Below are 13203 nucleotides of genomic sequence, written 5' to 3'. Positions count from 1 at the left end.
GATTCGATTCGATGTTCAACAGCGGTAATCGTGGGCGTGACAACAGCAATTCGGCCCTGCCATCGGCAGCGCAGTCGCAAGCCCCGGGGGGCAAGCGCGGCATGTTTTCGGTGATCGGCGCCGATGTGGTCATCACCGGCAACATCGCGGCCACAGCGGACCTCCATATCGAGGGCCGGGTTGTGGGCGATGTCGATTGCGGTGGCTTGGTGCAAGGTACCGAAAGCCGCATCACCGGCCTGGTGAAGGCCGAAACCGCGCGGCTCGCCGGCACGATCGATGGCGCGGTCTCGGTGCGTCAGCTGACCGTCGAGCGGGCCGCGCGCATCACTGGCGACGTCGAATATGAAACCATTTCGATCGAGAATGGCGCGTCGATCGACGGCCGCCTGAAGCATGTCAACATCGATGCGGGCCTCCGCGCCACGCCATCCGCGCCGATCCTGATCAGCGCGCCGAGCACCGAGGAGCTCTTCGTCAGTTCGACCGACGCGGCAGCGGCCTGACCGCCTCCAGCAGCACCGGATCGAAGCGTTCGGGCGCTTCGATCTGGGGCGAATGACCAAGGCCGTCGAGCCGGATCAAAACGGCGTTCTTCATGCGCCGCATCGCCGCCGGCGCGGCCTGCGGGATTGCCTGCATGAATTGCTGCAGCGATGCCGGGGCGCGCTGCCGCCCGAACGCGGTCTTGTCGAGCGTGCCGACGATCAAGGTGGTCGGTGACGTGATCCGCTCCAGCTCATGCGCCACCGTTTGGGTGTAGATCATCTCGCTGGCCTTGGCCTGCGCCAGCGCTACCGTATCGCGCCCCGCGCCCTGATACATGCCGGCGAGCATCCACACCCAGCGGTCATAGGCCGGCTTCCAGGTCCCGTGATAATAATTGATCAGCTGATAGGCCTTGATCGACGCGAAGTCGGTCTTTCGCTCGCTTGCCCATAAAGTATCGACATCGGCATAGCCGAGCCCTTCCTCGCTGCTGTCCTTGAGGCCAAGCGGGTTGACCAGCACCAGCCGGTCGACGCTAGCCGGGAACATGATCGCGAAGCGCATCGCGAGCATCCCGCCCATCGAATGCCCGACGATCGAGGCGCGGCTGATACCGCGCGATTCCATCAGCCGGCGAGTCAACGTCGCCATCATCTCCAGGCTATATTGTGCGGCGCGCGGCTTGGAGGATTTGCAGAAGCCGATCTGATCCGGGATCAGCACGCGGTACCCGGCGCGAGTCAGCGATCGCACGCTGCTCTCCCAGGTTGCGCCGCAGAAATTCTTGCCGTGAAGCAGCACGACCGCGCGGCCATTGGGCCGCTCGGCGGCGACGTCCATGAACGCCATCCTGGCCGGCTGGCCAATGACATCGACGGTCATGATCTGGACCGGCCAGGGATAATCGAACCGCTCGAGGTTGGCGCCCAGATCGCGCACCACCGGCAAGGGCGGCGCATCGGCCGCGCCGACCAGCGCGATTGCCGTAACGAAAGCCGATAACAGCCTCGAAATCCCCATCATTCGTCCCCCACTCCCAGCATATGATACCGCATGCTGACAGCGCCGTCATCCGCGATCGCGTCAGCCGATGGTCGACAGGGTGTTCGCCGCGGTCAGCATGTCGACGAAGAAGCCGATCCACATCGCCATCAGCACCGCGCAGGAAAGGAGATAGACCATGAAACGCGGCCGGACCTTTTTTGGACCGATATGGATGAAGCTGTGAATCGCGCGCAGCACGACATAGGCCCAGGCAAGAATGACCTGAATATGGTTCGCCTGATGCGTGATCATCAGCAACGGGATCAGCGCGAAGAACAGCACCGGCATTTCGAACAGATTGGCAAAGTTATGGGTGGGCATTTCCACCGGACGGAAATAACGCAGCGCGGATTCGCCATCGGCAAAGTCGCGCGCGCTTGGCGGGTTGCGCTTGATATGACCCAGCCGCTGCACGACCATGGTGAACCAGACGACCACCACCAGCGTGACCAGCGCGAAGGTCGGCCATAGAATTGCGATCACCGTCATGCCACCATCTCCCCCGTTACGACGCTCTTGTTCCGTCCGTCGACCGATCTGTCCAGCGCGAAAGGAGTGCCCACCATGACTGACCTGACCCTGCCGATGAATGGCGGCTGCCGCTGCGACCGGCTGCGCTTCAGCATCACGCGCCCGCCGCTGTTCACCGCGCTATGCCATTGCACCGGCTGCCAGAAGATGAGCGGCAGCGCCTTTTCCACCACGGTTTGCGTACCCAGCAACGGCTTCACGGTCACCAGGGGCGAGGCGGTGATCGGCGGCCTGCACGGCGATCAGGCGAAGCACCATCATTGCGACTGGTGCAAGAGCTGGGTCTTCACCCGGGTCGAGCCGGATATGGGCTTCGTCAATGTCCGTGCGACCATGCTCGACGACCCGAGCTGGTTCGTGCCATTTGTCGAAACCTATACCAACGAGGCGCTGCCCTGGGTGAAGACGCCCGCCACGCACAGCTTCGCGACCTTCCCCGACATGGAGCGGTATCAGCCGATCGTCGCCGAATATGCCGCGACGATCCGCGTCACTTGACCAGTTCGCCGCCCTTGACCACCGCGCTGACCTTTTCAAGCACGCGCACATCTTTCAAGGGATCGCCGTCCACCGCAACGATGTCGCCATAGCGCCCGACCGCGATCGCGCCGACATCGCCGGTCTTGCCCAGCGCCTCGGCCGCGTCGGAGGTGGCGGCACGGATCGCCTGGAGCGGAGTCATGCCCCATTCGACCATCTTGGCGAATTGCCTGCCATTGTCGCCATGCGGATAGACCCCGGCGTCCGTGCCGAACAGCATCGGCACACCCGCCTTCACCGCGCGCTGGAAGGTCTGGCGCTGCTTCAGGCCAATCGCCTTTTCCTTGTCGAGGCTTTCCTGCTCGGTGCCGTTGCTGGTGCCGGTCGCGAGGATATAATCGTCGTTATAAATATCCATGTCGAACCAGGTGTGGTGCTGCACGGCGAGCTTGATCGTCTCGTCCGAAGCCAGGCTGCAATGCTCGATCGTGTCGATCCCGGCGAGGATCGCCGCGCGAATACCTTCATCGCCATGCGCATGCGCCGCGACCTTCAAATGCAGCATATGCGCCTCGTCGGCGATCGCCTTCATCTCTTCGACGGTCAGCTGCTGCCCACCGACGCTGTCGCCAAGCGAGAAGACGCCGCCGGTGGCGCAGATCTTGATCACTTGCGCGCCATATTTGTGCAGCCAGCGCACCTTCGCGCGCGCTTCCTCGGGCGTGTTGATCACCGAGGGTTGCTGCCGGTCGAGCGAGGGCGGCAGGCTATTGTCGTCGCAATGCCCGCCGGTCGCGCCGATCGCATAAGCCGCGGTGGTGATGCGCGGACCCTGCACCCAGCCGCCATCGATCGCCTCGCGAAGGCCAACATCCTGGAAACCGGCCGAGCCGACATTGCGCACCGAGGTGAAGCCCGCCGCGAGCGTCTTCCTGGCATTGGCGACAGCGACCGCGCTCCAGAAGCTGTCGGTATATTGCAGGCCGCGATAGCCGCCGATTTCGGCGAGCGCGGTGAGATGGACATGCATATCGATAAGGCCGGGCAGGATTGTCTTCCCGGCCAGGTTGATGTGCCTGACGGCCTTGCCGTCCCAGCTGACGGTGCGCGAATCGACGATGCTGGTGATGCGCCCATTCTCGATGAACACCGCCGGGCTTTCGATCACCTTGCCGGTCAGCACGTCGACCATCTTGTCAGCGGTGACGACCACCGTGTCAGCGGCTGCCGGAGCCGATGCCAGCGCGAGCATCGCCGCACCAAGATATTTCAACATGCCCATCGCGTCCCCCAAAAAACCCTGATTATGATTGCGCAACCTTGTCGTCGCGCGGCGCGGCGCTGTCCAGCGCCGTGTCACATATGCAGCATGCGTCCGTATGCGCCGAGCACGCTTTCGTGCATCGTTTCCGAAATGGTCGGATGCGCGAACACCGTCTCCATCAATTCCGCCTCGGTTGTCTCGAGCTGCCGCGCGATGACATAGCCCTGGATCAGCTCGGTCACTTCCGCACCAACCATATGCGCACCGAGCAGTTCGCCGGTCTTCGCGTCGAACACCGTTTTCACGAATCCTTCGGCCTCGCCCAGCGCGATCGCCTTGCCATTGCCGATAAAGGGGAATTTGCCGACCTTCACCTCATACCCGGCTTCCTTGGCCTTAGCCTCGGTAAAGCCAACCGAGGCGACCTGCGGGCGCGAATAGGTGCAGCCCGGAATATTCCAGGTCTCGAACGGATGCGGCTTCTGCCCGGCGATCGCCTCGACGCAGACCACGCCCTCATGGCTCGCCTTGTGCGCCAGCCAGGGCGGGCCCGTCACGTCGCCGATCGCGAACAGCCCCTCGACATTGGTGCGGCCATAGCCGTCGGTCTTGATATGCCCGCGATCGGTCTCGACGCCGAGCGCCTCAAGCCCGATTTCCTCGGTATTGGGCACAATGCCGATCGCGACGATCGCATGGCTGAACTCGGCCGTCTCGACCTTGCCGTCCTTACCCTTGATCGAGGCGGTGACGCCTTTGGCCCCGGTCTCGAGTTTCTCGATCCCGGCGCTGGTCAGGATCTTGATGCCCTGCTTGGTGAGCGCCTTTTCCATGAAAGCGCTGACTTCCTCGTCCTCGACCGGCACCACCCGCGGCAGCATTTCCACGATCGTCACATCGGCGCCCATATCATTGTAGAAGCTCGCGAATTCGACACCGATCGCGCCCGATCCGATGACCAGCAGCTTGGTCGGCATCTCCTCCGGCACCATCGCATGGCGATAGGTCCAGATGCGCTTGCCATCGGCCTTGGCGAACGGCAGGTCGCGCGCACGCGCACCGGTCGCGACGATGATGTTCTTCGCCTCCAGCTCGGTTACCTTGTCGCCCTGCTTGACCGAGAGCTTGCCTTTCCCAGTGAGTGTGCCGGTGCCCTCGACCACGGTCACCTTGTTCTTCTTCATCAGACCCTTGACGCCCATGTTGAGCTGGCCGGCGACCTTGCGGCTTCGCTCAACGATCTTGGTCAGGTCGAAGCCGGGCTTTTCCACGCTCAGGCCATAATCGGCGGCATGCGTGATGTAGTGATAGATTTCCGAGGTGCGCAGCAGCGCCTTGGTCGGGATGCAGCCCCAGTTGAGGCAAATGCCGCCGAGCCGCTCGCGCTCGACGATCGCGGTCTTCAGGCCGAGCTGCGCCGCGCGGATCGCCGCGACATAGCCGCCGGGGCCGGAGCCGAGAATGATCAGGTCGTAGGTATCAGCCACGCATATTTCCTTATGCAACAAGCGGAGAAGGCCGGTCGTCCTCCCCCATCGAAACCAGGGTGAAACTGCCCTTGGCGGCCCGGGCGGCGCCTTCGCCATGCCGATCGCGCCGCCACACCTCGACCGCGACGGTCATCGATGTCCGCCCGGTCGCAACGATCTCGGCGAAGAACGATACTTCGTCGCCGATCGACACCGGGGCGGTGAAACTGAAGCCGTCCGCCGCGACCACCGGCGCACGCCCACGGCAATGGCGCGACGCGACCGATCCCGCAGCAAGCGCCATCTGACCCATCAGCCAGCCGACGAAGATCTTGCCATATGGATTGGCGTCCGCCGCCATGCCGGTCGCCCGGATCGCCGGTGCGCCCGTGGGCAGGGTCTCACTCATCCGCGGTCGGCGGCGTGTTGCGGCGGGCGCGATCGGTCTTCCAGGCCATGCGGAGCGGGCGAATGCCCATGAAGACGACGGCGAGCATCGAGAAATAGGCCACCCACCAGATCGTCCGCCCGGCGACCGGCACCGCCCATACCGCGAGCGATGCGATGAACGCCGTGGCCACGACGCCCGCCACGATATGCAGAAGCTCAACGAGCGTCCGCGTCATGCCTTTAAGCAACCATAGCAAGGGGCGACTCCACCAAAGCCTTGAACGCCTGCATCAGTTCCGCGCCGTCCGCGCCGTCGATCGCGCGGTGGTCGAAGCTGCCGGTCGCCGACATCACCGTGGCGATGCCAAGCGCGTCGTCGATGATATAGGGCCGCTTCTCGCCCGCGCCGATCGCCATGATCATGCCCTGGGGCGGGTTGATCACGGCCTCGAACTGCTTGATCCCGAACATGCCCATATTGCTGAGGCTGGCGGTGCCGCCCTGATATTCCTCGGGCTTGAGCTTCTGTTCGCGGGCGCGGCCGGCTAGGTCCTTCATCTCGGTCGAGATGGCGGAGATCGCCTTGGTATCGGCATGCGTGATGATCGGCGTGATCAGGCCCGACGGCGCACTGACCGCGACCGAGATGTCGGCGCGCGCGAAGGTGATCAACTGATCGCCGGTGAACATCACGTTGCACTTGGGCACGCGCATCAGCGACACCGCAAGCGCCTTGATCAGCAAATCGTTGACCGACAGTTTCACGCCGCGCGGCTCAAGCGCCGCATTGAGATCGGCGCGCAGTTTGAGCAGTGCGTCGAGCCGGATATCGAGCGTCAGATAGATATGCGGAACGGTCTGCTTCGATTCGGTCAGGCGACGCGCGATCGTCTTGCGCACATTCGACAGCTTGACCGCTTCGTGCGGAATGTCCGGGATAGCAGCGGGCTTGGCCGCAGCGACCGGTGCTGGCGTTCCCTCAGGGGCAGGTGCGGCGGCAGCCGGCGTTTCCGCCCTGGCGACGGGTGCGGCACCGGCCTTGGCGCCGTCCAGATCAGCCTTGACGATCCGCCCGTTTGGGCCGGAACCGCTGAGCGCCGACAATTCGATGCCCTTTTCCGCCGCGATGCGCCGTGCCAGCGGGCTCGCCTTGACGCGCTCACCCTCGGTTTTAGCGGGGGCAGACGAAGGGGCCGGTGCCGCGACTTCAGGCGCGGGTTTGGCTTCCGCCTTCGGTTCGGGTGCGGGTTCGGCCTTGGCTTCCGCCTTGGGAGCCGGCGTCGCGACAGCGGCGCTCGCGTCTTCGCCCTCGGCGATCAACGTGGCGATGACCGTGCCGACCTTCACATTGTCGGTGCCCTCGGCGATCAGGATCTTGCCGACCACGCCTTCATCGACCGCTTCGAACTCCATCGTCGCCTTGTCGGTCTCGATCTCGGCCATCAAGTCGCCTGATTTGACCGTGTCGCCCTCCTTGATCAGCCATTTGGCGAGTGTGCCCTCCTCCATCGTTGGCGACAAAGCGGGCATCTTGATCTCGATGGGCATCAGGTAGCGTCCTCTGACCGAATCCGTAGCGGCCCGTTTCCTTCGCCCCCGGCATGGCTCCGGTCAAGACCGAGCGTGCGCACAAATGGTGCCGACCGCATGATCTGAGCGCCAGACGGGTCGCGGCGGGTCCGCGCCACTTGCGCATGATGCGCCATCGCGTCACCTATGTGCAGCAGGGGAGCGATGACATGCGTGTCTATCTGGTGGTGATCGATGAGAGCCCGGAAGCGTTGATCGCGCTGCGCTTTGCGGCGCGCCGGGCAGTCAAGACCGGCGGCGGGGTGGAAATCCTGACTCTGCTACCGACGGTCGATTTCGTGCAATGGGGCGGCGTCCAGGCGACGATCGAGGAGGAGGCGCGCCTCCATGCCGAGGCCCTGGTCGCGGGCGCCGCCGGCACGCTGATGGAGGAATCGGGCCTGCGCCCGACGATCACGCTGAAACAGGGCGATGGCCCGAAGATCATCCGCGAACTGATCGCCGAAAATCCCAACATCGCGGCGCTGGTGCTCGGCGCCGCTGCCACCGGCGCCCCCGGCCCGCTGGTCAGCCATTTCGCCGGCACCGATGCGGGCGCGCTGCCGATCCCGCTGATGATCATTCCGGGATCGCTGGACCGCAACGCGATCGACCGGTTGAGCTGAACCGATCAAGCTGGGCGCTTGCTCTGCCCCATCTGCCCCGTCATCATGACGGGATGCGATACCTCCCCGCCGCCGCGCTGCTCTCCGCCCTGACCGCCACCACGCCCGCCGCGGCACAGGAAGCACCCGACCCGGCGCGCCTCAAGGCGACGGTCGAGAAGCTGGTCGGCTTCGGCACGCGCCATACTCTCTCCACCTCGACCCCCGACAAGCCGGGGCGCGGGATCGATGCGGCGCGCGGCTGGGCGGGCGCCGAGCTGACTCGCATTGCCGATGCCTGCAACGGCTGCATCACCGTCGCCAATATCGCGCGCACCTTTGTCGGGCCGCGCGCACCGGATGGCGTCAATGTCGTCGATGTGCTTGGTTTCCAGCAAGGCGAGGAGCCGACTCGCGTCGTCATCGTCGCGGCGCATATCGACAGCCGCGTGAGCAACGAAATGAACGCGACGAGCGACGCGCCCGGCGCCAACGATAATGGCTCCGGCACCGCGCTGGTGCTGGAAGCCGCACGCATCCTGTCGAAGCAGAAGTTCAAGGCGACGATCGTCTATGCCCTGTTGTCGGGCGAGGAACAGGGACTGTGGGGCGGCCAATTGCTCGCCGAAACCGCGCAGCAGAAGAAATGGACCGTGAGCGCGATGCTCAACAACGACATTGTCGGCAACAGCCTGGGCCAGGGCGGCGTGCGCGTCGCCGACCGGGTGCGGGTGTTTTCGGAAGGCGTTCGCGCGTCGGAGGATCTGGCCGCGCAGATCGCGCGCCGTGCGTCCGGCGGTGAGGATGACGGCCCGTCGCGCGCGCTCGCCAAGGCGGTCGACGGCATCGCCGCGACCCTGCCCGCCGGTCTCGACGTGTTCGTCGCGCGCCGGCCCGACCGGTTCGGGCGCGGCGGCGACCATGAGCCGTTCCTGAAGCTCGGCTTTCCCGCGATCCGCTTTACCTCGGCGGTCGAGAATTGGGACGCGCAGCATCAGGATCTGCGCACCGAGAATGGCGTGCGTTATGGCGACACGCCGGACCGGATGGACTTCGCCTATCTCGCCAAGGTCACCGCAATCAATGTCGCGACGATCCGCCGCCTTGCCGCCGCCCCCGCCGCGCCGACAACCGTCACCCTGTCGGGCGCGCTGTCGCGTGACACGAGCGTCAAATGGGAGGCGGTCCCCGGCGCCGCAGGCTATCGTGTGCGCTGGCGGCGCAGCGACGCGCAGAACTGGAGCAAGGCAGTGGATGTGACGACACCGGGCACCGTCCTGAAAGACGTGCCGGTCGACGATAATTTCATCGGCGTCTCGGCGCTTTCAGCCAAAGGCGATGAGAGCCTGGTGACATTCGGCGAGCGCGAAAAGCGCTGAAGACCATCCACCTGATTCGCCTGTTATTCCGCACAAATTTTTTTCGCCCGTTCAGTTGGATTTCCGCGCCCGATTTACCGTGCAGTATCAAGATGATGATGCCGCCCCACCTGTTATTCCAAAACAGGTGAATAACAGGTCGGATAACAGGCCGGAGATGACCTGTTTCCATCGAAACAGGGGACCCGGATCATCGGATATTCTTCATCATGAGAAAGAGCCGGACGGCACCGATCAAGGTGCCGGACGGCGCGACGCTGGCATGGCCGCGATCGATGTTGAATCAGGCGGAAACGACAAAGCGCCGTGCAGGGGTTTCCAGCACGGCGCTCGATCCAGCGTTCATCCCCGAAGGGAAGGCTCAGCCAATCAGCGGCAACCGCAATTGCAGGCGCACTGGCGGCGCGGCTTTGCCCGCCATACCTTCTTCTTGGTGTAGACCTTGCGCGGCGTGTAGGTCACTTCGTCGATATATTCGGTGGTCGTAGTTTGAATGATCGGCGCGGACTGCACCGACACCGTCGTGGTGGTCACCGGCGGATACCAATAACCGCCGCTGATATAGCCGGTCTGGGCATAGCCGCCGCCGGCATAGGTCGTGTTGGAATAGCTCGACCCGTCATAACCGCGCGACTGCAAGACTTCGCGTGGCTGAGCATAGACCACCGACGGCTCGCGATATTCGCTCCGGTACGCCGGTTGGGCGTAGCGCGCGCCATAGGGCTGCGGCGCGGATGAATAATCCTGACGCAGATATTCCTCGCCGTCATTGCCATCGGCATAGCCATATCCGTCACTGCCATCCTGGCCGTACTGATCGTCGCTATAGCCGTCATTATAGCGATCCCAATCGAGGCCGCTGACCGAATCCCAGACCTGGCCGCGGCTGTCCGTCAGCACCGCGTCGTCATAATAGCGCGTCCAGTTATAGCCGCGCGGCGGGCTCGACAGGCCGTAGGACGAATAATCGCCGATGAAGAAGGTCGGCGCGATCCAGTAGCGCGGCAGGGTCCAGCCGCGCACCGGACGGCGATAGGCGTTCCAGCCACCGGGTGCGCGCGATCCGCCATACCAGCGGCCGCTGACCTGACCGCCCCAGCGTTGCCCGCCACTCCAGCGTTGACCACCATTCCAGCGCTGGTTGTTGCCGTTCCAGCGCTGGCTGCCATTCCAGCGTTGATTGTTGCCGTTCCAACGCTGGTTGCCGCCATTCCAGCGCTGACCATTATTGGCGCGGTTGCCGCCGTTCCACTGCATCGGACGCCCTTGTTGCGGCATCGCCGGCTGGCTGGACGTTTGATTGAAGGTACCACCCGTAGTGGTCGTCCGCGACTCGAGTCGCTGCGCATCGGCTGGCGCCGTGGTGGAGCCCAGCATCAGCGTAAAGGCAGCAATTATGAGGGTTCGCATGGTAAACACTCCCGATAAGATGCCGTACCCTCCGCACGACCTCGATCATTCTTAACGGAAGAGTTACCATTTCCGGCGGTTTTTCACCAGAATTCAGAATGTCCCGGAACGGGTCAGCGCGCGATCCGGCCCGCGATCAGCGCGACCAGTTTCTGGCAACCGGCGGCATCCTCGGCATCGAAGCGCGCGGGATTGGGGCTGTCGAGATCGAGCACCCCAATCAGCCGTCCGTCATGGATGACCGGTACGACCAGTTCCGACCGGCTCGCCGCATCGCAAGCGATATGACCGGGAAAGGCGTGGACATCATCGATCAATAGCGTCTCGCGCATCGCCGCCGCCGTGCCGCACACGCCCTTGCCCATGGCGATGCGAATGCACGCCGCCTTGCCCTGGAACGGCCCGAGCACCAGTTCGCCATCAATCGCGCGGTAGAAGCCGGCCCAGTTCAGATCGGGGAGATATTCCCAGATCAGCGCGGCAGTGTTGGCCATGTTAGCGATCGCGTCGGGTTCATCGCCGGTCAGCGCATCGAGCGCGGCATGGAGGTCATGATAGAGCTCGGCCTTTGACCCGGCCTTGATCGCGAAGTCGAACATTGGAATTCCTCTTGGCCGGGCGTCATGTCGGCTATCGTTTCGGTTCGCAAGATGAGGGCAGGCCCTGGTCGCCGCAAGGGCGAAGAGGTGCCCGACGCCGGCCGATCGGGCCCGATGACGCAGGGCGCTCCGGACCCGGCAGTCTCGTTATCACGTTGAGCGTTTCGCGGCGGGCCGGTACGGCACCGGCTGCGGCACTGCTTCGACGAGGCGGTTGGGACGTATCGAGGGTTGGAGCCGAAGCTTGATCGACCATGTCGCGATTATCGGAGCGGGCTTTTCGGGCACGCTCCAGGCAATCAACCTGCTGCGTCATGGCGGGCCAAGAGCGACGCTGATCGAACGCGCTCCGGTTGCCGGCCTGGGGCTGGCCTATGGCGCGGCGCATCCCGATCATGTGCTGAACGTGCGCGCCGGCAATATGAGCGCCTTTCCGGACGAGCCGGACCATTTCGTCCGCTGGCTGGAAGCACAGGGCGTGCCGAATGCGGCCGGGGCATTCGTGCCGCGCATGATCTATGGCGCCTATCTCCGCACATTGCTCGATGAGACGCTGGCGAAGAGCGGCGATCGCTTGCGGCTGATACGCGGCGATGCCGTCTCGCTCGACCATGATGGACGGGCCCGGGTGCGGATGCGCGACGGGCACGGGATCGCGGCCGATGCCGTCGTGCTCGCCATGGGCAATTTGCCGCCGCACGATCCCCCCGGACTCGACGCGGCATCGATCGGTGCGCCGCTCTATATGGCGGACCCCTGGGATCCGTTGGTCCCGGATGGCCTGCGCCCGGACGACACCGTGATGCTGATCGGTACGGGCCTCACCATGATCGATATCGCACTGCTCCTCGAAGCCCGAGGCTTTGCCGGGCGGATCATCGCGCTGTCGCGACGCGGGCTGACGCCGCACCGCCATGCACCGCCGGTCGCGCCGTGGAAGATGCTCGGAACCCGCCCCGGCACCGTGGCGTCCGCGCTCGTCAGGGCGGTTCGACGCCGGAGCGACCAGATCGGCTGGCGACAGGCGATCGACGAACTTCGCCCCTACACCCAGACCATGTGGGCCAATGCCAGCACGGACGAAAAGGCGCGCATGCTGCGTCACCTGCGGCCGTGGTGGGATGTGCACCGGCATCGGCTCGCGCCCGAGGTTGCGGATCGGTTCGAGGCGATCCGATCGCGCGGGCAGTTGTCGACGATGGCGGCCAGGACGCTCTGGTTTCATGCCGATGGCGATGGGGTCGAACTGGGGTTCAGGCGCCGCGGGAAAAGCGACCCCGAAACGATGCGCGTCAATCGCATCGTCAATTGCACCGGGCCGCAAGGAGATCTGCAGCGGTCGGACGAGCCGCTGCTCGCAACCCTGCGTGACAGCGGCATGATCAGGCCCGATGCGGCGCGGATCGGCATCGACGTGGACAATCAGGCTCGCGTCATCGGGGCGGATGGGGAAGCCAGCCCATGGTTGCATGCGCTCGGCCCGATGACCCGTGGTGCGTTCTGGGAAATCGTCGCGGTGCCGGACATCCGGGTTCAGACTTGGACTCTCGCGCGGCGCCTGTCGAATGCTCAATGGGTTGGTGGCGAGGGTCTTTAGATAAACCGGAGACGGCTGAGCCCATGGGATGAAGGCGCTGGCTGCGGCATCATGGATTTCGCTGGTGATCGACCTGGCGCCGCGCCTCCCCGGCGAAGGCGACAACTTGCGCATCGTCACGAATCGCCCACCACGCCCAGGCTATTTTTCCGCCGTCGCGGCACTCATCTGCGCGACCGGTGCCAGCGAAATTGATAACGTTCCCATGTAGGCACATCACTACATTGTGCCCTGCCGGCAACAGATTGCGAACGAATGGCAAAAATCGGATTACCCGTGCCGCCGATGATCCAAATACAGCTTGTCCCCTGACAGGTTCGTCGTTTCCTCTGCCCTGACGATCACCCGCGCAAAGCCGGGGGCGAGCCAGGAGATGG

Annotated in this window: 15 protein-coding genes; 6 read left to right on the top strand and 9 right to left on the bottom strand. The window is 64.3% G+C overall.

Going from position 1 to position 13203, the window contains the following annotated elements:
• Positions 1-11 precede the first annotated feature (11 nt).
• Positions 12-506, top strand: a complete 495-nt coding sequence (locus OO12_RS11410) for a bactofilin family protein (protein ID WP_034158809.1) — start codon at positions 12-14, stop codon at positions 504-506.
• Here OO12_RS11410 and OO12_RS11405 read toward each other — a convergent pair.
• Both OO12_RS11405 and OO12_RS11400 read right to left on the bottom strand, forming a co-directional pair.
• Positions 478-1512, bottom strand: coding sequence for an alpha/beta fold hydrolase (locus tag OO12_RS11405; protein ID WP_034158808.1), 1035 nt, complete (start codon positions 1510-1512; stop codon positions 478-480). The two genes, OO12_RS11410 and OO12_RS11405, sit on opposite strands and share 29 nt — an antisense overlap.
• Positions 1513-1572: 60 nt before the next feature.
• Positions 1573-2022: an MAPEG family protein gene (locus OO12_RS11400; protein ID WP_052215764.1), complete on the bottom strand. Its 450-nt coding sequence runs from the start codon at positions 2020-2022 to the stop codon at positions 1573-1575.
• 75 nt (positions 2023-2097) lie between these two features.
• On the opposite strand from OO12_RS11400, the gene OO12_RS11395 reads away from it, so the two are divergent.
• Complete coding sequence (locus tag OO12_RS11395; protein WP_034158850.1) at positions 2098-2562, top strand: GFA family protein; 465 nt, start codon at positions 2098-2100, stop codon at positions 2560-2562.
• Here the strand turns inward: OO12_RS11395 and OO12_RS11390 are convergent.
• From OO12_RS11390 to OO12_RS11370, 5 genes are all read right to left on the bottom strand, one after another.
• A complete protein-coding gene (locus OO12_RS11390; protein WP_034158807.1) occupies positions 2555-3826 on the bottom strand; it encodes a Xaa-Pro dipeptidase in 1272 nt (423 codons plus the stop codon). The two genes, OO12_RS11395 and OO12_RS11390, sit on opposite strands and share 8 nt — an antisense overlap.
• A gap of 74 nt (positions 3827-3900) precedes the next feature.
• Entirely contained in the window at positions 3901-5295 is a 1395-nt protein-coding gene (lpdA, locus tag OO12_RS11385) for a dihydrolipoyl dehydrogenase (protein WP_034158806.1), read from the bottom strand.
• Between the two features lie 10 nt (positions 5296-5305).
• Positions 5306-5686, bottom strand: coding sequence for an acyl-CoA thioesterase (locus OO12_RS11380; protein ID WP_034158805.1), 381 nt, complete (start codon positions 5684-5686; stop codon positions 5306-5308).
• Positions 5679-5903: a hypothetical protein gene (locus OO12_RS11375; protein ID WP_034158804.1), complete on the bottom strand. Its 225-nt coding sequence runs from the start codon at positions 5901-5903 to the stop codon at positions 5679-5681. Before OO12_RS11375 ends, OO12_RS11380 begins: the two co-directional genes overlap by 8 nt.
• Positions 5904-5907: 4 nt before the next feature.
• Positions 5908-7215, bottom strand: a complete 1308-nt coding sequence (locus OO12_RS11370) for a pyruvate dehydrogenase complex dihydrolipoamide acetyltransferase (RefSeq protein WP_034158803.1) — start codon at positions 7213-7215, stop codon at positions 5908-5910.
• A 191-nt stretch (positions 7216-7406) separates the two neighbouring features.
• Here OO12_RS11370 and OO12_RS11365 point away from each other — a divergent pair, with 191 nt between their 5' ends.
• Together OO12_RS11365 and OO12_RS11360 are read left to right on the top strand one after the other, a co-directional pair.
• Positions 7407-7862 carry a universal stress protein gene (locus OO12_RS11365; protein ID WP_034158849.1) on the top strand — a complete coding sequence of 152 codons (456 nt, stop codon included), beginning with the start codon at positions 7407-7409 and terminating at the stop codon, positions 7860-7862.
• Positions 7863-7915: 53 nt separating this feature from the next.
• On the top strand, positions 7916-9220 hold the full coding sequence (locus OO12_RS11360) for a M28 family peptidase (protein ID WP_034158802.1): 1305 nt from the start codon (positions 7916-7918) through the stop codon (positions 9218-9220).
• A gap of 369 nt (positions 9221-9589) precedes the next feature.
• Here the strand turns inward: OO12_RS11360 and OO12_RS11355 are convergent, their stop codons facing one another.
• Positions 9590-10630: an RcnB family protein gene (locus OO12_RS11355; RefSeq protein WP_152616362.1), complete on the bottom strand. Its 1041-nt coding sequence runs from the start codon at positions 10628-10630 to the stop codon at positions 9590-9592.
• Between the two features lie 113 nt (positions 10631-10743).
• Complete coding sequence (locus OO12_RS11350) at positions 10744-11229, bottom strand: GAF domain-containing protein (protein WP_034158801.1); 486 nt, start codon at positions 11227-11229, stop codon at positions 10744-10746.
• Between the two features lie 244 nt (positions 11230-11473).
• Here OO12_RS11350 and OO12_RS11345 point away from each other — a divergent pair, with 244 nt between their 5' ends.
• Entirely contained in the window at positions 11474-12826 is a 1353-nt protein-coding gene (locus OO12_RS11345; RefSeq protein WP_034158800.1) for an FAD/NAD(P)-binding protein, read from the top strand.
• Between the two features lie 28 nt (positions 12827-12854).
• Entirely contained in the window at positions 12855-13037 is a 183-nt protein-coding gene (locus OO12_RS11340) for a hypothetical protein (RefSeq protein WP_034158799.1), read from the top strand.
• Positions 13038-13203: the final 166 nt, after the last annotated feature.

The organism is Sphingomonas sp. ERG5 (genome assembly GCF_000803065.1).
GTDB lineage: Bacteria > Pseudomonadota > Alphaproteobacteria > Sphingomonadales > Sphingomonadaceae > Sphingomonas.
Note: the sequence above shows the minus strand (reverse complement) of the source record. Positions and strands in the feature narration are given on the sequence as shown.

What these genes read in the sequence shown, in the direction of transcription:
- OO12_RS11410 (WP_034158809.1), top strand. Translation starts at nt 12, where the DNA reads ATGTTCAACAGCGGTAATCGTGGGCGTGACAACAGCAATTCGGCCCTG.
- OO12_RS11405 (WP_034158808.1), bottom strand. Translation starts at nt 1,512, where the DNA reads ATGATGGGGATTTCGAGGCTGTTATCGGCTTTCGTTACGGCAATCGCG.
- OO12_RS11400 (WP_052215764.1), bottom strand. Translation starts at nt 2,022, where the DNA reads ATGACGGTGATCGCAATTCTATGGCCGACCTTCGCGCTGGTCACGCTG.
- OO12_RS11395 (WP_034158850.1), top strand. Translation starts at nt 2,098, where the DNA reads ATGACTGACCTGACCCTGCCGATGAATGGCGGCTGCCGCTGCGACCGG.
- OO12_RS11390 (WP_034158807.1), bottom strand. Translation starts at nt 3,826, where the DNA reads ATGGGCATGTTGAAATATCTTGGTGCGGCGATGCTCGCGCTGGCATCG.
- OO12_RS11380 (WP_034158805.1), bottom strand. Translation starts at nt 5,686, where the DNA reads ATGAGTGAGACCCTGCCCACGGGCGCACCGGCGATCCGGGCGACCGGC.
- OO12_RS11375 (WP_034158804.1), bottom strand. Translation starts at nt 5,903, where the DNA reads ATGACGCGGACGCTCGTTGAGCTTCTGCATATCGTGGCGGGCGTCGTG.
- OO12_RS11370 (WP_034158803.1), bottom strand. Translation starts at nt 7,215, where the DNA reads ATGCCCATCGAGATCAAGATGCCCGCTTTGTCGCCAACGATGGAGGAG.
- OO12_RS11365 (WP_034158849.1), top strand. Translation starts at nt 7,407, where the DNA reads ATGCGTGTCTATCTGGTGGTGATCGATGAGAGCCCGGAAGCGTTGATC.
- OO12_RS11360 (WP_034158802.1), top strand. Translation starts at nt 7,916, where the DNA reads ATGCGATACCTCCCCGCCGCCGCGCTGCTCTCCGCCCTGACCGCCACC.
- OO12_RS11355 (WP_152616362.1), bottom strand. Translation starts at nt 10,630, where the DNA reads ATGCGAACCCTCATAATTGCTGCCTTTACGCTGATGCTGGGCTCCACC.
- OO12_RS11350 (WP_034158801.1), bottom strand. Translation starts at nt 11,229, where the DNA reads ATGTTCGACTTCGCGATCAAGGCCGGGTCAAAGGCCGAGCTCTATCAT.
- OO12_RS11340 (WP_034158799.1), top strand. Translation starts at nt 12,855, where the DNA reads ATGAAGGCGCTGGCTGCGGCATCATGGATTTCGCTGGTGATCGACCTG.